The 16,859-nt window shown below is 66.7% G+C and carries 12 protein-coding genes, 2 tRNA genes and 2 pseudogenes; 2 read left to right on the top strand and 14 right to left on the bottom strand.

The genetic code is table 11. The features are described from left to right. Window positions 1-38: 38 nt before the first annotated feature. The gene (locus tag ACWH43_RS11915) at window positions 39-1,100 is read right to left on the bottom strand and encodes a septal ring lytic transglycosylase RlpA family protein (protein WP_311734813.1); all 1,062 of its coding nucleotides are present in this window, start codon (window positions 1,098-1,100) and stop codon (window positions 39-41) included. Between the two features lie 482 nt (window positions 1,101-1,582). Between ACWH43_RS11915 and ACWH43_RS11910 the strand changes: the two genes are divergently transcribed. Beyond that, window positions 1,583-1,672 (top strand) — tRNA-Ser (locus tag ACWH43_RS11910). Window positions 1,673-2,046: 374 nt separating this feature from the next. On the opposite strand, the gene ACWH43_RS11905 is transcribed toward ACWH43_RS11910, so the two are convergent. The 9 genes and pseudogenes from ACWH43_RS11905 to ACWH43_RS11865 all read right to left on the bottom strand — a co-directional run bounded on the left by ACWH43_RS11905 (window position 2,047) and on the right by ACWH43_RS11865 (window position 12,385). Further along, window positions 2,047-2,805, bottom strand: coding sequence for a methyltransferase domain-containing protein (locus tag ACWH43_RS11905; protein ID WP_158443927.1), 759 nt, complete (start codon window positions 2,803-2,805; stop codon window positions 2,047-2,049). Window positions 2,806-2,976: 171 nt separating this feature from the next. Next, a pseudogene (locus ACWH43_RS11900) lies at window positions 2,977-3,331 on the bottom strand (Na+/H+ antiporter NhaA); the annotation flags it as partial. A gap of 119 nt (window positions 3,332-3,450) precedes the next feature. Beyond that, window positions 3,451-4,701: a DUF2254 domain-containing protein gene (locus ACWH43_RS11895; RefSeq protein ID WP_158443904.1), complete on the bottom strand. Its 1,251-nt coding sequence runs from the start codon at window positions 4,699-4,701 to the stop codon at window positions 3,451-3,453. A 91-nt stretch (window positions 4,702-4,792) separates the two neighbouring features. Continuing rightward, window positions 4,793-4,984, bottom strand: coding sequence for a hypothetical protein (locus ACWH43_RS11890; RefSeq protein ID WP_158443905.1), 192 nt, complete (start codon window positions 4,982-4,984; stop codon window positions 4,793-4,795). 491 nt (window positions 4,985-5,475) lie between these two features. Then, window positions 5,476-7,899, bottom strand: coding sequence for an endopeptidase La (gene lon, locus ACWH43_RS11885; RefSeq protein ID WP_158443906.1), 2,424 nt, complete (start codon window positions 7,897-7,899; stop codon window positions 5,476-5,478). Window positions 7,900-8,344: 445 nt separating this feature from the next. Then, complete coding sequence (clpX, locus tag ACWH43_RS11880) at window positions 8,345-9,616, bottom strand: ATP-dependent Clp protease ATP-binding subunit ClpX (RefSeq protein ID WP_158443907.1); 1,272 nt, start codon at window positions 9,614-9,616, stop codon at window positions 8,345-8,347. A 272-nt stretch (window positions 9,617-9,888) separates the two neighbouring features. Then, on the bottom strand, window positions 9,889-10,512 hold the full coding sequence (locus ACWH43_RS11875; protein ID WP_158443908.1) for an ATP-dependent Clp protease proteolytic subunit: 624 nt from the start codon (window positions 10,510-10,512) through the stop codon (window positions 9,889-9,891). 162 nt (window positions 10,513-10,674) lie between these two features. Continuing rightward, complete coding sequence (gene tig / locus ACWH43_RS11870) at window positions 10,675-12,105, bottom strand: trigger factor (RefSeq protein ID WP_448153479.1); 1,431 nt, start codon at window positions 12,103-12,105, stop codon at window positions 10,675-10,677. A 195-nt stretch (window positions 12,106-12,300) separates the two neighbouring features. After that, window positions 12,301-12,385, bottom strand: a tRNA-Leu gene (locus ACWH43_RS11865). Window positions 12,386-12,573: 188 nt separating this feature from the next. Here ACWH43_RS11865 and ACWH43_RS11860 point away from each other — a divergent pair. Continuing rightward, entirely contained in the window at window positions 12,574-14,028 is a 1,455-nt protein-coding gene (locus tag ACWH43_RS11860) for a multicopper oxidase family protein (RefSeq protein WP_158443910.1), read from the top strand. Between the two features lie 161 nt (window positions 14,029-14,189). On the opposite strand, the gene ACWH43_RS11855 is transcribed toward ACWH43_RS11860, so the two are convergent. From ACWH43_RS11855 to ACWH43_RS11840, 4 genes and pseudogenes are all read right to left on the bottom strand, one after another. Continuing rightward, window positions 14,190-14,717, bottom strand: coding sequence for a gluconokinase (locus ACWH43_RS11855; protein WP_260348291.1), 528 nt, complete (start codon window positions 14,715-14,717; stop codon window positions 14,190-14,192). 104 nt (window positions 14,718-14,821) lie between these two features. Beyond that, the gene (gene gnd / locus ACWH43_RS11850) at window positions 14,822-15,808 is read right to left on the bottom strand and encodes a phosphogluconate dehydrogenase (NAD(+)-dependent, decarboxylating) (RefSeq protein ID WP_158443911.1); all 987 of its coding nucleotides are present in this window, start codon (window positions 15,806-15,808) and stop codon (window positions 14,822-14,824) included. A gap of 81 nt (window positions 15,809-15,889) precedes the next feature. After that, a pseudogene (locus ACWH43_RS11845) lies at window positions 15,890-16,021 on the bottom strand (helix-turn-helix domain-containing protein); the annotation flags it as partial. A 379-nt stretch (window positions 16,022-16,400) separates the two neighbouring features. Further along, a complete protein-coding gene (locus tag ACWH43_RS11840; protein WP_158443912.1) occupies window positions 16,401-16,829 on the bottom strand; it encodes a hypothetical protein in 429 nt (142 codons plus the stop codon). Between the last annotated feature and the right edge of the window lie 30 nt (window positions 16,830-16,859).

Genomic DNA, 16,859 nt, shown 5'->3' with positions numbered 1-16,859 from the left:
AAGCAGAGCGCCGCCGCTCCGGTCAAGCCGGATCGGCGTCAATTCCGCGCCAGCGACTGCAGCGGCTGCGGCGCCAGGCGGTTCAGCGGGTGCTTGCCGGAGAACCGCTCGATCGGGGTCTTCTCGGGCGAGGCGAACAAGCTCGCGACATTGGCGCGCGCCGGCGGCAGCGTCGCCCGCAGCGGCGCGGGAACCGCGACCGGCCTTGCGGCGTTGGCGATGGTGTCGAGATCGAAGGGGCGGTTCGGCGGCAGCGGCGCGGCGCGGACGGGCGTGCCTGCGGCGGAGGCGCTGAACGGCACCGAGCCGGCGGAGGCCAGGGTCGCGACGACCGGCGCGCTCGGCGCGATCACGCGGGGTTGAGGCGGCGCGTAGGCCTGGACCACCGGCTGGCTGACGGGGGCCGGAGCGGCCGGCTCGGCCACCGGCTCCGTCTGGCTGTCCAGATCCGGGGTCGCCGCGCGCTCCATCGCCGCGCCGCTGGTGCTCGCCACCATCGTGCGCGCGCTCGTGCCCGGAATCGGGGCGGGCGTGCCGTCGGTGCGCAGGGTCGCCAGCAGGAGCTTGTCGTCCGAGCCGGCGAGCGAGGCCTGCCCGAGATATTCCATCTTGATGCGCGCCGTGCCGAGATGGCGGAAGGCGAGCGCCTCCGCGGTCTTCTGCGACAGGTCCATCAGGCGGCCGCCATGGAAGGGGCCGCGATCGTTGACGCGCACGATGATCGAGCGGTTGTTGAGCAGGTTGGTGACCCGGGCATAGGCCGGCAGCGGCATGGTCGGATGCGCGGCGGTGATGCTGTTGCGATCGTAGATCTCGCCATTGGCGGTGCGGCGGCCATGGAAGGCCTCGCCATACCAGGAGGCCATCCCGACGGCGGAGTAGCCGACCGGCTTCTGGAACGGAACGTAGCGCTTGCCGGCCACCGAATAGGCCTTGCCGACGAGCTGGCGGCCGCCGCCCTTGGGAACCGGCTCGCCATCGGCGACCACGCGCGGGCTGGCGGCGCCGTATTTCCACTGCGGGAAGGCGCCGATCTCCTTGGAGCGGCGCCCCGCGGTCTGGTTGCCGGCGCAGTTCGCCGCCAGAAGCCCGACGAGCACCACGCAGCCGAAGCGCAGGATGGAAGGAAGGGATGAGGGCGTCGCAGCCGACCCGGAATCTTCGCAGGACATCTCCGTGGCCGAAAAGCGTGCGCCTCGAATCATGCCGTCATTCCGTCTTTCGGGCCAAAAACTTCACACCGAGCCAGGCCGCATGAGCGGCCTTGCCGAGTTTTCGGCCAATTCCGTTAAGGGATCGTTAAACGACGGGAACGCGACGCGCCGCCGTCAATGGGCCGTCCCATCGCCCTCGGACGGGCACAAAAGTGTCGGAAACCGGACACATGTCAACCCGATCGCCGGCCGCGCTCGATTTTTCGGAAAGGCGTGGCCTTCGCGCCACGCCCCCTCCCCGGCGGGGAGCCTGCTCCGAGGGTGGGCGCAAGCTGGCGAGAAACCAGATTCGAGCGGGAATCGCCGGCGTCAGGGCTGGAGTGGAACGGCTTGCAAAATCGGTGGACGAGCGGCATTGAACCGTCACCGGAAGGGTGGCCGAGTGGTTTAAGGCAGCGGTCTTGAAAACCGCCGTGGGTGCAAGCCCACCGTGGGTTCGAATCCCACCCCTTCCGCCATTGTTTCGCACAAGGCCCTTCGCTTCGCTCACCGTCTCCGCCATGGCGCCCTCCCCGGGCGGGCGCGCAGTCGCGCTTCTGGCTCCGGGTTCGCACGCGACGGCTCCGTGGCGATATTCGGTCGCCTGATGGCCGTGCCGCATGGTCGTCGTCACGGGATGATCGCCTTGGTTGCGAGGACGGTCAGCACCGCATTCAGCCATCGTCGTCAGTCCCGATTCCGCAAAGAGTCTCGGGAGCACGTCGAACAGCGGCCGGGAGCGGTTTCCGGCCCGACCGCCTTCTAGGACATGGCGCGAAAAGCCCCTCGCACTTTGGAGAGCGCGCCTGTCGCGGACATTTGTCCCCGGGGCAACCGAAGAGCGCATCTCCGCTTATGCGGGGCGCCGCGCCTCGAAACTGATGATTTCGTCGTCCTTATGCGGCGCTCTTCCGTGCTGGTAGTTGCCTGACACCACGACATCCACGAAGCCTGCGCGCTGCAGCACCATCGAGAACTCCTCGACCCCCCACCACCGCAACTTGAACAGATCAAGTTCGGTTTTCAGAAGGCTTCCATCCCGCCAATGCTCGTAGCGGAGATGGGATAACGTAGTCTGCGCGACATAGTCCGTTTCAACTCGCTGTTCCGTCAATGTGAGCAGATCTCCGTCCTCTGCCTCCCAGCGTCGAACCGGACCGGCTGGGCCAAGGAAGCTGCCTATGGGATCGAGATCCATGACCAGCTTAGCGCCGGGAAGGAGATGATCATGGAACCGCCTCAGCACAGCGGCCGCCGACATCGTATCCGTGAGCAACTGAAACGACCCCGCCGGGATGATAATGGCCGCAAAGCCCTTGTCGTAGGAGAACTCTTCGAACGTCTGTCGCGTCACCTTCGCCGGAAGGTTCCGCTTCCCGCATTCATCAAGGCAGTAGCGCAGCATCTCCTCAGACGCATCGAACCCCTCTATCGACAAGCCCGATTCGAGCAGCGGCACGAGAATACGGCCATTGCCGACGGCAGGCTCCAGAATCGGGCCTTCGGACTCCCTGAGACGTTGCAGATAGTATTCCACGTCTCCGAATGAGCGCCCGACCGGCTTGTCCAGGTTGTAAACCCAGGAAGCCAGTGTTCCGTAGCGGTTGTGCATGATCGTCTCACAGAATTTCAAGAATGGGCGCCGGCGTGCCGGGGAACGTCGTGAGGGCACCTCATATCCAGCCGCCGACCGGCCCCGCAACCGAATATGGGACGCGCCCTCCATACCCTCGCCACCGCGAACGTCCACGCTCTCGTCGAGGGCGCGCCGCCGGAGCCGCATCGCCGGAATCGCCCATCCGCGTATCGTCGCCGGATTATCCGCGTTGAACGCCAGATAGATCAGCGCCGGTAGGACAGCCCGCCCAGGGCGGCGATGCCGGGCAGAATGCGCCGGCTCCAGGTGGAGAGCTGGCCATCCAGCATCTCCCGCTTGATCTCCAGCCCGACCAGCAGAAAGAACAGCGCCATCAGCGCGTCCTTGATCCAATGCGCAACGCTGAGCGGGCCGAGATAGCCCGACAGCAGGCCGAAATAGGCGGGCGCCAGAGGGAATTGGCGACGACCAGCTCCAGCGCGGCCGAGCCCATCAGCACGAGGCCGCCCGAGGCGGAACTGTCGAGAAATTCTCGCAGCATCGAGAGCGGCCGGCGGTTGCCGGGCGGAGCGGCATGGGCAGGCGACAAGACGTGGTTCGTTCAGGAAAGGGGGAAGGTTTCGGCTGGTCCGGAGCGGCCCGCCCGCCGGCGGCGGCCCTTCACGCCCGGCCGAGCTTCGGTGCCGCCGCTTCGGCCCGCCGGAGGTCGATGTCCGGCGCCTGCGCGTTCCGCATCCGCTCCAGCGCGATGGCCGCATGCCGGCCGGCGGCTTCCCTGAAACCCGGGGCCTCAAGGCGCGAGAGCGCGGCCAAAGCCTTCTGCAATCGCACCTGAACCTCGACCATGCCGGCCCCGTCGCGGGCCACCGGCAGGAAGAAATCGTCGAACAGCTCCCCTGCCTCGATCGCAGGGACATGGATGCGGGGGTAGCGAGGCTGCCGGGCCGGCGAGGGCTGCCCCCAGAGCGACAGCACCCGGACCGCCCGCCCGATGACGTCGATCGCCGTGCCCGGGTCGTTGACGGCGGGCGAAAGCGCTCTTTGCGCGATCTCGGCCAAGACGATCAGCCCGAACCGGGGGTCCTGGTCGAAGCTGCGCTCGGCGGCGATCGAGAAGGCCGAGGCGGCGTTGGCGTGCAGCTCCTCATCGGCGCTCGTGACGACCGCGAGCGGGCGCCGGGCGTCGATGAAGGCGCCGGGCAGCGCCAGCACATGGATCTCCGCATCATGCGCGTCCGCCAGCTTCTGGAGCGCGGCCGTGTCGATATGCTCGACATAGCCGATCTCGGGCGCGCCGATCTCGAAGCGAGGCGTCGGCATGCCGCCTCGTCCCGGCAGCGGGCTGCCGCCCAGGAACGGTTCATCGCGGCGCTCGGTCATCGCCCGGATGGCCGCCTCCTCCACCCGCCTGGTGGTTTCACCGACCCGGCCGAGCCGCATCAGATAGTCGATCCAGCGCAGCAGGGTGACGACGATCAGGATCACGACCAGCAGCGTGACGAAGAACAGCACGATGCGGCCGCGCTCCCCATAGCCCCCCATCGCCAGCGTGATGATGGCGACGAGGCTGTAGAGGAACGAGCCGACGAACGCCGCCAGCACGTTCTGGGTCGTGGAATCCTCCATGATGAGGCGCGTCGCGCGCGGGGTCACATTGCTCGTCGCGGCGCCATAGGCGGTGACCATGGTCGAGAGCGAGAAGGTCGTGACCGCCAGCATCGACGATGCGATGATCGACAGAAGCTTGTCGGCGGATTCCGCCCCGATCTCCGTCGACAGATCCTCCGGCAGATAGGGCGAGATCACGAAGGCGAACAGCGCCGCCGCCACAGCCAGCAGCGATATCAGCGAAGCGCGCACCCAGAGCTTTCGGGTGAGCAGACGCAGACGCCAGAGGGTCTTGGATGTCATCGCGGCTCACCCGGCAGGCTGACGGCGCAAAGCGGGGCGCTGCGGCACGGCATCCTCGCCGCCCCGCAGCGCCCGAAAGCGTCCCGAGCCCTCACGGCGAATAGCGCAGGATCGCCGCGAGCTCCTTGCCGCCGGGAACGTCTTCGCGCCGCAGGCCCACCACGGTCCCGCCGCTGGCGAAGATGCGGGCGGTGATCTCGTCGACCACGCCGTAAGCGCGGGCGTCGTCCTCCTCGACGAAGGTGGCGCGGAAGGTCCGGATGTCGTCCAGGGTGGCCAGCACGGCGAGGCTGTTGGCCTGGAACCGCCAGAACTCGTCGTCATCGAGGGTTTCGCCGAGCCGTCCCAGCAGGGCTGCAAGACGCCGCTTGTCGAACGCCGCGTTCCCGAGCGGTCTGCGCCTCCCTGATGAAGTTCTTCATCTCGATACGGCTGGCCTGCACGTCCTGCGTCACCGGGGTCGTGTTCAGACAGATCGAAACGCAAGGGTCCGCACGCCTCTCCGCCAATCGCGAGAACTCGCTTTTGGTGGGGATATCGACATGAAGCATGCATTCTCCTTGGGCCATCAGGGGCTCTGACCCTGAAAAGTCTTGAGCTGCCCGGAAGTTCCCAGAAACGCTCATGCCGATACAGGATCGCGCGGCGTTCGACCTTCGCGCGGCGGTGAACCGCGCGGCATGGGCGCGATAGCGCCGCCGGCGCGCCCATCCCGGCGCCAAAGAAAAACCGCCGGCGCTTTCGCGCCGGCGGCTTCCATTCCGCGAGCCGCGGTCAGTGGGCGACCACACCCGCCGCGTCGTCCTCGGCGCCCTTGGGCGGAGGCGCGTTGAGATCCTCCTCCCAGACGATCGGAACCGGCTGGCGGGTCAGCGCATGCTGGAGCACCTGTTCCATGCGCGCGACCGGGACGATCTCCAGCCCGTCGCGGACGGACTTCGGCAGGTCGATCAGGTCCTTGGCGTTCTCCTCGGGGATCAGCACCTTCTTGATGCCGCCCCTGAGCGCCGCCAGGAGCTTCTCCTTCAGCCCGCCGATCGGCAGCACCCTGCCCCGCAGCGTGACCTCGCCGGTCATGGCGACGTCGCGATTGGTCGGAATGCCGGTCAGCACGGAGACGATCGCCGTCGCCATCGCGATGCCCGCCGACGGCCCGTCCTTCGGGGTCGCCCCCTCGGGAACGTGGACGTGGATGTCGCGCCGGTCGAAGAGCGGCGGCTCGATGCCGAAATCGACGGCCCGCGAGCGGACATAGGACGCCGCCGCCGAGATCGATTCCTTCATCACATCGCGCAGATTGCCGGTGACGGTCATGCGGCCCTTGCCGGGCACCATGACGCCCTCGATCGTCAGCAACTCGCCGCCGACCTCGGTCCAGGCCAGGCCGGTGACGACGCCGACCTGATCCTCCGTCTCCGCCATGCCGTAGCGATAGCGCGGCGGGCCGAGATACTCTTCCAGCAGCGTCTCGTCGACGACGACCTTGGCCTTCTTGCCGAGCACGATGTCCTTCACGCCCTTGCGGACCGTGTTGGAGAGCTCGCGCTCGAGGTTGCGGACGCCGGCCTCGCGGGTGTAGCGGCGCACCAGGGTCTGCAGGGCCTCGTTGGTGATCGACCACTCCTTGCCGTCGAGCCCGTGCTTCTTGATCGCGTTCGGGATCAGGTGCTTGCGCGCGATCTCGACCTTCTCCTCCTCCGTGTAGCCGGCGATGCGGATCACCTCCATCCGGTCCAGCAGGGCCGGCGGGATGTTGAGCGTGTTCGCCGTCGTCACGAACATCACGTTCGACAGGTCGTAATCGACCTCGAGGTAATGGTCGTTGAAGGTCGCGTTCTGCTCGGGGTCGAGCACCTCCAGCAGGGCCGCCGAGGGATCGCCGCGGAAGTCCTGGCCCATCTTGTCGATCTCGTCGAGCAGGATCAGCGGGTTCGAGGTCTTGGCCTTCTTCATCGACTGGATGATCTTGCCGGGCATCGAGCCGATATAGGTGCGCCGGTGACCGCGGATCTCGGCCTCGTCACGCACCCCGCCGAGCGACATGCGCACGAATTCGCGCCCTGTCGCCTTGGCGATCGACTTGCCGAGCGAGGTCTTGCCGACGCCGGGAGGGCCGACGAGGCACAGGATCGGACCGGCGAGCTTGTTGGCGCGCTGCTGCACGGCGAGATATTCGACGATACGGTCCTTGACCTTGTCGAGGCCGAAATGATCGTCGTCGAGCACCTGCTGGGCGGCGTTGAGGTCCTTCTTGATCTTCGAGCGCTTGCCCCACGGGATGCCGAGCATCCAGTCGAGATAGTTGCGCACCACGGTCGCCTCGGCCGACATTGGCGACATCTGGCGCAGCTTCTTCAGCTCGGCCGTCGCCTTGTCGCGGGCTTCCTTGGTGAGCTTGGTCTGGGCGATGCGCTCCTCCAGCTCGGCCAGCTCGTCGCGGCCTTCCTCGCCGTCGCCGAGCTCCTTCTGGATCGCCTTCATCTGCTCGTTGAGATAGTACTCGCGCTGGGTCTTCTCCATCTGGCGCTTGACGCGCGAGCGGATGCGCTTCTCGACCTGGAGCACGGACATCTCGCTTTCCATGAGCGAGAGCACCTTCTCCAGCCGGTGGGCGACGTTGGTGATCTCCAGCACGGCCTGCCGGTCTGCGATCTTGACCGCCAGATGCGAAGCGACCGTGTCGGCGAGCTTGGCGGGCTCGTCGATCTGCGAGACGGCAGCGACGATCTCGCCCGAGATCTTCTTGTTGAGCTTCACATAGCTCTCGAACTCGGAGACGACCGAGCGGGCGAGCGCCTCGATCTCGACCTTCTTGCCCTCCTCCTCGGCGAGGCCGGTGGCCTCGGCCTCATAGAAGGATTCGCTGGCCGAATAGGACAGCGCCTTGGCACGGCCGACGCCCTCGACCAACACCTTCACGGTGGAGTCGGGCAGCTTGAGGAGCTGCAGCACGCGGGCGAGCGTGCCGATCTCGTAGATCTCGTTGGGCTGCGGGTCATCGTCGCCGGCGTTCTTCTGGGTCGCCAGCAGGATGAGCCCGTCCGTCTTCACCACCTCCTCGAGCGCGCGGATGGACTTCTCGCGGCCGACGAAGAGCGGGACGATCATATGCGGGAAAACGACGATATCGCGCAGAGGCAGAACCGGATAGGTGCCGGTCTCGCCAGAGACGAAGGGAGCGCGGGGCGTCGACGTCATTGACTTGTCCTTTGCAGTTGCGCCCGGCGAACCCCCATGATGGGCGGAACGATCGGACGTATGCGGCCAGAGCGACCATTCACCCTTCCGCCCTCGCGCGTCCCACCCTGACTAGGCATGCGACTCTCGCAAGTGCACATAAGGTGGAGATTTCCTCGCCGGCTTTCAAGCGAGGCCTCCGGTTCATGCACCGCGGCGTTGCGTGACGGGTTGCCTCCCACCGTCATTCCGGGGCTTCGCGTCAGCGAAGAGCCCGGACCCCATGAACACGAGCTTGCCATGCAGGCTGCCCGTGCTTTCGCGAGACATGTCGTGGCCATGGGTTCCGGGTTCATTGCTGCGCAATGCCGCGGAATGACAGCAAGGATCGCGGCCAGTCCCTCAACATCGAAACGCAAAACGCGCGCCAGGGGCGCGCGTCCTGTTGTCGCATTGCAGCAAGCGCTCAGGATGCCGAGGCCGCCTTGGTCTCGTCCTCGCGCTCGGCATAGATGAAGAGCGGGCGGGCCTTGCTCTCCACCGCCTCGGGGCCGATCACCACCTGCTCGACGCCTTCCAGCCCCGGCAATTCGTACATGGTCTCGAGCAGGATGCCCTCCATGATCGAGCGCAGGCCGCGCGCGCCGGTCTTGCGCTCGATCGCCTTGCGGGCGATCAGGCTGACGGCCTCGTCGGTGAAGGTGAGCTGGGTGTCCTCCATCTCGAACAGGCGCTGGTACTGCTTCACCAGCGCGTTCTTCGGCTCGGTGAGGATGATCTTCAGCGCGGCCTCGTCGAGGTCCTCCAGCGTCGCCAGCACCGGCAGGCGGCCGACGAACTCCGGGATCAGGCCGAACTTCAGCAGGTCCTCGGGCTCGACGTCGCGGAAGATCGCGCCGGTGCGGCGATCGTCCGGCGATTCGACCTTGGCGCCGAAGCCGATCGAGGTGCCCTTGCCGCGGCCCGAGATGATCTTGTCGAGACCGGCGAAGGCGCCGCCGCAGATGAACAGGATGTTCGTGGTGTCGACCTGCAGGAACTCCTGCTGCGGATGCTTGCGGCCTCCCTGCGGGGGAACGGAGGCGACCGTGCCTTCCATGATCTTGAGCAGCGCCTGCTGCACGCCCTCGCCCGAGACGTCGCGGGTGATCGAGGGATTGTCCGACTTGCGGCTGATCTTGTCGATCTCGTCGATATAGACGATGCCGCGCTGCGCCCGCTCGACATTGTAGTCGGAGGCCTGGAGCAGCTTGAGGATGATGTTCTCGACATCCTCGCCGACATAGCCGGCCTCGGTCAGCGTCGTGGCGTCGGCCATGGTGAAGGGCACGTCGAGGATGCGGGCGAGCGTCTGCGCGAGCAGCGTCTTGCCCGAGCCGGTCGGGCCGATCAGCAGGATGTTCGACTTCGCCAGCTCGACGTCGTTGTGCTTGGTCGCGTGGCTGAGGCGCTTGTAGTGGTTGTGGACCGCGACCGAGAGCACCTTCTTGGCGTGCTCCTGGCCGATGACATAGTCGTCCAGAACCTTGCGGATCTCCTTCGGGGTCGGCACGCCGTCCTTCGACTTCACCAGCGCGGATTTCGATTCCTCGCGGATGATGTCCATGCAGAGCTCGACGCATTCATCGCAGATGAACACGGTCGGCCCCGCGATGAGCTTGCGGACCTCGTGTTGGCTCTTTCCGCAGAAAGAGCAGTACAGCGTGCTCTTCGAGTCGCCGCCGGGCTTGCTAGCCATTGTCCATCTCCAGTTCCGGAGGCCGGGACCGCACCTGCCGAGGCGGATGCTGCCGTCGTCCCTCCGTCATAAATAAGCGCTCAGATCACGAGGATTAGGTTAACGACCCGTTCCGATACATCCGGATACGCAGGGCCGATCCAAACCGGATCATGACGGAGCGCCTGTCCGCTCACCCCCGGCCTCATGCAAACACGGGGCCGATAGCCTTTCAATATGGGCATTCCGTGACCGCGGGCCAACCCACAGGATCGGGCGGGCTCGCCGCGGCCTCACGCCGCCTCGTCGCTGCGCTTCTCGAGGACCTTGTCGATCAGGCCGAAATCGCGGGCCTGCTCGGCGGTCATGAAGTTGTCGCGCTCGAGGGCGTTGTGGATCTCGTCGTAGCTGCGACCGGTATGCTTCACATAGATCTCGTTCAGCCGCTTCTTCAGGCTCTCGACCTCCTTGGCGTGGATCAGGATGTCGGTGACCTGGCCCTGATAGCCGCCGGAGGGCTGGTGGACCATGATCCGGGCGTTCGGCAGGGCGAAGCGCATGTCCTTGGCGCCGGCGGTCAGCAGCAGCGAGCCCATCGAGGCGGCCTGGCCGACGCAGAGCGTCGTCACCGGGCAGCGGATGAACTGCATCGTGTCGTAGATCGACAGGCCGGAGGTGACCACGCCGCCGGGCGAGTTGATGTAGAAGGAGATCTCCTTCTTGGGGTTCTCGGCCTCGAGGAAGAGGAGCTGGGCGACGACCAGCGAGGCCGAGACGTCCTCGACCGGGCCGGTCAGGAAGATGATGCGCTCGCGCAGCAGGCGCGAATAGATGTCGAAGGCGCGCTCGCCGCGGCTCGACTGCTCGACCACCATCGGGACGAGATTGTTGTAGGTCTCGATCGGATCGCGAAGCATGGGGTCAATCCTCGGGTGAGAGCGCCGAATTCCGGCGATGTGTCGAATCAGCGTTGTCCAGGAAGACAACCACATAAGCACGGCGGCGCCGGCTGAAAAGGGAAGCGCCGCCGGTCGCGGAGGCCGGCGGCGCGAATGCCTGCACAGGGCTTGCCGGCGGCCTCAGGCCGAGGCGTCGTCGGCCTTGGCCTCGGCCTTCTTGGTCTTCTTCGCGGCGGCCTTCTTCGGCTTGGCCTCGGCGGCCTCCTCGGCCTCGTCATCGGCGAAGAGCGCCTCGCGCGAGACGGTCTCGTCGGCGACCTTCACCTGGCCGAGCAGATGGTCGACCACCTTCTCCTCGAAGATCGGGGCGCGGATCTCGGCGAGCGCCTGCGGGTTCTTGCGGTAGAACTCCCAGACCTGCTTCTCCTGGCCGGGGAACTGGCGGGCGCGCTCGATCAGGGCCTGCGTCACTTCGTCGTCGGCGATCTGCACCTTGGCCTGCTCGCCGATCTCGGCCAGCACGAGGCCCAGCCGCACGCGGCGCTCGGCGATCTTGCGGTAGTCGGCGCGGGCGGCGTCCTCGGTGGTGTCCTCGTCGGCGAAGCTCTTGCCGGCGCTCTTCATGTCGGCCTCGACCTGGCTCCAGACCGCGGCGAACTCCTGCTCGACCAGGGTCGGGGGCAGCTCGAAGCCGTATTTGCCGTCGAGCGCGTCGAGCAGGCTCTTCTTGAGCTTGCGGCGCGACTGGGCGGCGAAATCACGGCCGATCTGCTCGCGCACGGCGGTCTTCAGGGCGTCGAGCGACTCGATGCCGAAAGCCTTGGCGAGCTCGTCGTCGATCTTGGCGGCCTCGGGCTTCTGCACCTCGGTGACGGTGACGGCGAACTCGGCCGGCTGGCCGGCGAGATGGGCCGCGCCGTAATTCTCCGGGAAGGAGACCTTCACCGTGCGGCTCTCGCCCTGCTTCACGCCCTCGAGCTGCTCCTCGAAGCCGGGGATGAACTGGCCGGAGCCGAGGTCGAGCGGGATGCCCTCGCCGGTGCCGCCCTCGAAGGCCTTGCCGTCGATGGTGCCGACATAGGAGATGATCAGGCGGTCGCCGGTCTCGGCCTTGGCCTTCTCGCCCTTCGGCGAATAGCTGCGGTTGCCGGCGGCCATGCGCTCCAGCGCGGCGTCGACATCGGCATCCGGAACCTCGGCGACCGGCTTGACGAGCGAGACGTCCGAGAGGTCGGCGAGCTCGATCTTCGGCAGCACCTCGAGCGCGACGGTGAAGGCGAGATCGCCCTTGGCCTCCATCGCGGCCTCGATCTCCTCCTTGTTCTCCGGGAAGCGGATCTGCGGCTCGAAGGCGAGCTTCAGGTTGTTGTCGGCGACGATCTTCTGGTTCGCCTCGTTGACGGCGTTCTGCAGCACGTTGGACATGACGGAGCGGCCGTAGAGGCGACGCAGATGCGCGACCGGCACCTTGCCCGGACGGAAGCCGTTGATGCGGGCCTTGCCCTGGAGGTCCTGCAGGCTATCGTCGAGCCTGGTCTTCAGGTCGGCGGCGTTCAGCACCACCTGGAATTCGCGCTTGAGGCCCTGGGACAGGGTTTCGGTCACGTTCATTTTTGTACCGCCAACAGCTCGTTACTTCATCAATGTCCAAAGCGCGACGCCGGTTCGGACCGCCGCCGCGCTCGCGAAAAACTCTTCTGCATCGGACCGAAAAGCGGATTCCACTTCTCGGAAGATCCGATGCGTCAACAAACACACCGACCGTCGCCTCCGCCCCCTGACGGGTGCGCTACGACCCGAGGCCTTTGGTGCGGGCGGAGGGACTCGAACCCCCACGACTTTCGCCGCTGGAACCTAAATCCAGTGCGTCTACCAGTTCCGCCACGCCCGCCGGCCCGATAGCGCTGCGCGCGAGCAAACGCAGCGCGGCCATCGTCAAGCCGCAGGGCTATACGCATTTCAGCCGGCGGTTGCAGCAAAAAAATGACGGTTCTGCAAAGTGGCGCAGCAACGCGCTTTTCGCCATCGGCCCGGCCCCGCCCTCTCGCCAGCGCCGGCGCGCCGGATTATGCGGAGGGGATGACGCGCCCGCCGCCCGACCGCCCCAGCGCCACCCGCCGCCAGTTGCTGGCCGGCCTGGGCAGCGCCCCCCTGGCTGCCTCCGCTCTGCTCGCAGCTCCGCCCGCCCATGCCGAAGGACGCAAGCCGGCCGAGGTCCCGCAGCAGCCGCAGGAGCCTCCCGCGCGAACGCTGATCGCCGGCCCGGCCAAGGCGCGCCTGCGGCCGGCGCCGGCGCCCGAGAGCGAGATCTGGGCCTTCGACGGCGCGACGCCGGGCCCGATCTTGCGAATCAGACAGGGCGAGACGCTGAGGCTGAAGCTGGAGAACAGGACGACGGCACCGCTTGCACTGCATTGGCAGGGGCTGCGCGGCGAGGCGTCGCAGGACGGCGTCGGCGGCTTCAGCCAGCCTCCGGTCACGCCGGGCGGGAGCTGCGAATACCGGCTGACGCCTCCGGATTCGGGCACCATCCTCTACCGTCCCCTCGTCGTCGGCGGCTCCTCCGAACCGGCCGGCCGAGGCCTGAGCGGGCTTCTGGTCGTCGAGGAGCGCGCGCCGCCGGCCGTCGATCTCGACCTGCCGGTGCTGGTGACCGACTGGCTGATCGGCGACGACCAGGCGATCCAGCCCTTCGATCCGCGTGGCACGGGTTCGGCCGCCGCCGGGCGCCTCGGAAGTTGGCTCACCGTCAACGGCAAGCCGCCGCCCCAGCCGGTCAGGCTGCGGCCGGGCTCGCGCGTGCGGCTCCGGCTCGCCAATGGCTGCAACGCCCGGATCATGCGGCTGCGCTTCGATGGCGCCAAGGCCGCCGTGGTCGCCGTCGACGGGCAGCCGACCGAGACCTTCGAGCCCGTGCACGCGCAGCTCCCCTTCGCGCCGGGCAACCGCTACGACGTCATGCTCGACCTGCCGATCGAGGCCGGCGTCTCCGTCAACGTCACCGCCCTGATCGGGCCGGGCCTGCCGCTGGTGCGGATCGTCACCGAGGGCGCGGCGAGGGTGCCGCAGGCCGCCGCGCCGGCGCTCGGGCTCAACCCTGCCCTGCCCGCCGCGGTCAGGATGCAGGACGCGCTGCGGCCCGAGATCGTGATCGAAGGCGGCGCCCGGCTGACGCCGGAGCGGACGCTCGACTATGCCGGCCTCGACCTCGCCCGGCCCTGGCTGGTCAATGGCGGCACCGGAGCCGGGGACGGCAAGCCGCTGTTCAGCGTCAGGCGCGGCACGCCGATCGTGATGGCGATCGACAACCGCACCGCCTTCATCCAGCCGCTGCATGTGCATGGCCACGCCTTCCGGCTGCTGCACCCGCTCGACGACGGCTGGGAGAACTATTTCCTCGACACGGTGCAGGTCCCGGAGGGCAAGAAGCGGCATATCGCCTTCATCGCCGACAACCCTGGCCGCTGGCTGATCTCCTCGACCGTGCTGGAGCGCTTCGACCTCGGGCTGTGGAGCTGGTTCGAGGTGGTGTGAGTAGGCAGGGACCGGCCAAAAACGCGGTCATCCCGGACAAGCGGCTTTAGCCGCGCTGATCCGGGATCCATGCCTGAGCTTTTATAGGAAACGCTCAGGCATGGATCCCGGGTCTACGCTTCGCTGCGCCCGGGATGACCCATCGAGTCCGTGAAGGCCCCTCACAATCCCAGCCGCTCGACCACATCCTGCACGATCGCGTCCTTGCTGTCCTCGACCGAGACGACGAGCGGCCGCTCGTCCGCACCCGGCTCCTCCAGCGTGGCGAACTGACTGTCGAGCAGGGCCGGCGGCATGAAATGATGCTGGCGCGCCGCCATCCGCCGGCCGATCAGCTCGCGCGAGCCCCTGAGATAGACCAGCGCCACATCCGGCCGGTCGCCGACGATGACGTCGCGATAGGCCTTCTTCAGCGCCGAGCAGGTGACGATGCCATGCGCGCCCTTGCCCCGCAGCCCGTCGATCCAGGCGGCGATGGCGGCGAGCCAGGGCCTGCGATCCTCGTCGGTCAGCGGCGTGCCGCCGGCCATCTTGGCGACGTTCTCCGGCGGGTGGAAGGAATCGGCGTCCCGGAACGGCCAGCCGAGGCGCTCCGCCAGCCGCTCGCCCAGCGAGGTCTTGCCCGAGCTGGCCACGCCCATGATGACGATGACGGCGGGCTTTCCACGCCTCTCAGATGCATTCCCCACGAATTTGTCTTTCCTGTCTCGGATAGAACGGGTCATCCCGGCCGGAGCGAAGCGCAGAGCCGGGATGACCGCGGTTGGAGGATCGGCAGAACAGGCGGGCCGGTTCAGCCCTGCTTTTTCGGCTCGACATGGCCGCCGAAGCCGGCGCGCATGGCGGAAAGAATCTTCTCGCCGAAGGTATGCCCGACCCGCGAGCGGAAGCGCGCGAACAGCGCCGAGGTCAGCACCTCGGCCGGGGTCGCCGTCTCGACGGCGGCGTCGACCGTCCAGCGGCCCTCGCCCGAATCCGAGACGTTGCCGGCATAGGCCGAGAGCTCCTCGTCGGCCGCCAGCGCCTCGGCCGTCAGGTCGAGCAGCCAGGAGGTGACGACCGAGCCCCGGCGCCAGACCTCGGCGATCTCGGCGACGTCGAAATCGAAGCCGTAATCGGCCGGCAGGCCTTCCTTGGCGGAGGCGTTGCGCAGCAGGTCGAAGCCCTCGGCGAAGGCCTGCATCATGCCGTATTCGATGCCGTTATGGACCATCTTGACGAAATGGCCGGAGCCGACCGGCCCGCAATGCAGATAGCCCTGCTCGCTGGTCGGGTTGCGGCCCTCGCGGTGCTTCGTCGGCTCGACCTCGCCCTTGCCCGGCGCCAGCACCCTGAAGATCGGCTCGAGTCGGTCGAAGGCCTCCTTGGCGCCGCCGATCATCAGGCAATAGCCGCGCTCGAGCCCGTGGACGCCGCCCGAGGTGCCGATATCCATGTAGTGGATGCCCTTGGCCGCCAGCTCCCTGCCGCGGCGGACATCGTCCTTCCAGAAGGCGTTGCCGCCGTCGATCAGCACGTCGCCCGCGCCGACGAGGCCGGCAAGCTCGGCGAGCGTCGCCTCGGTGATCGTGCCGGCCGGCAGCATCACCCAGATCGCCCGCGGCGCCTTCAGCCTGGCGACCATGTCCTTGAGGCCGGAGGCCACGATCGCGCCGTCGGCCGCGAGCGCCTGTCCGGGCTTCGGATCGCGGTCGTAGACCACGCATTCATGGCCGGCGCGCATCAGCCGGCGCGCGATGTTGCCCCCCATCCGGCCGAGGCCGATCACTCCGAGCTGCATGTCACGTCACTCCTGCCGTCGAGCCGGCTCCATCGCCTGCTTGAAGCATGGCGGCAGCCGGCGGAGCAAGCACGAGGAGGCTCAGCGCATGGCGCCCGGGCGATTCTGCAAGGCCCGCCAGCGGCCCGGCGTGACGCCATAGGCCCGGTGAAACTGGCGTGTCAGATGGCTCTGATCGGCGAAGCCGCAGGCGGCCGCGACCTCCGCGAGACCTCGTCGGGCTCGGGTTCCATGGCGCGCGCAAGGACATCGACAAGATCATCAAGGGCCTGAAGCTCCACGGCTGAAACGCAAGCTCCGGGCCGCTCGCCGGAGAAGTCTATTTTTGCCATTTACGAGCGGGAGAGAATCGCCTTAGCCTCCCTCTTGTCGGCAACAACTGAAAGGAGGTGATCCAGTGTCTCATTGTCATCAACCGCTGGTGCAAGGCGGCCGGACCTGGACCTCTTCTTGCTGGGGTTTCTGTTCCGCGTAAGTTTTTCGCACCTTTGATCCGGCTCGCCGGGTCGCGGTTCGACAATGGAAGGGCTGTCCGCAAGGGCGGCCCTTCTTCGTCGTCGGCGATGTTAGTCTCGTTTGGTCAGCTCCGATCTTAAGATCGCATGACGATCGCCCGAATGGTGCCGTAACCTGACTCAACCTGTATCAGGCCGCTTCCTGCCGAGGAAACTGCATATACGATGAGATTATAATAGGCATCGCCTGTGACACCGCTGTCCGAGGTTGCCAAGTTCAACACCTTGTGGTGAAGATAGTAGGGATCAACGTTGTCCATCGCTGCTGGTAGAACATAAGTTCCACTTCCGACGTTGTCCGGTCCGATGGGCGAACGCAAAATCATCCGACCGACACCTACATTGAAACTGAGATTATTCGTAATCTCAGCCTGTGCCTGAATCGAAACCACATCAGCCGGCGTCAAATTTGGTACCTTGACGGACAGAACGACGTTCTGAAGCCCGCTATTCACCTGGATCGTCGAAACACGCTCGGCTCCACCAATATAGTGCTCCACCTGCATTTCATTTTCCTTTGCGAGGGAGTTTCAAAT

This window comes from Allobosea minatitlanensis, assembly GCF_964020775.1.
The sequence above is the reverse complement of the archived record's forward strand: the minus strand, read 5'-3'. Positions and strand labels throughout refer to the sequence as shown.

Bases quoted from the DNA above. Each gene is read 5' to 3' on its own strand.
- ACWH43_RS11905 (WP_158443927.1), bottom strand. From the start codon at position 2,805: ATGCACAACCGCTACGGAACACTGGCTTCCTGGGTTTACAACCTGGAC.
- ACWH43_RS11895 (WP_158443904.1), bottom strand. From the start codon at position 4,701: ATGACATCCAAGACCCTCTGGCGTCTGCGTCTGCTCACCCGAAAGCTC.
- lon (WP_158443906.1), bottom strand. From the start codon at position 7,899: ATGACGTCGACGCCCCGCGCTCCCTTCGTCTCTGGCGAGACCGGCACC.
- clpX (WP_158443907.1), bottom strand. From the start codon at position 9,616: ATGGCTAGCAAGCCCGGCGGCGACTCGAAGAGCACGCTGTACTGCTCT.
- ACWH43_RS11875 (WP_158443908.1), bottom strand. From the start codon at position 10,512: ATGCTTCGCGATCCGATCGAGACCTACAACAATCTCGTCCCGATGGTG.
- tig (WP_448153479.1), bottom strand. From the start codon at position 12,105: ATGAACGTGACCGAAACCCTGTCCCAGGGCCTCAAGCGCGAATTCCAG.
- ACWH43_RS11860 (WP_158443910.1), top strand. From the start codon at position 12,574: ATGACGCGCCCGCCGCCCGACCGCCCCAGCGCCACCCGCCGCCAGTTG.
- gnd (WP_158443911.1), bottom strand. From the start codon at position 15,808: ATGCAGCTCGGAGTGATCGGCCTCGGCCGGATGGGGGGCAACATCGCG.
- ACWH43_RS11840 (WP_158443912.1), bottom strand. From the start codon at position 16,829: ATGCAGGTGGAGCACTATATTGGTGGAGCCGAGCGTGTTTCGACGATC.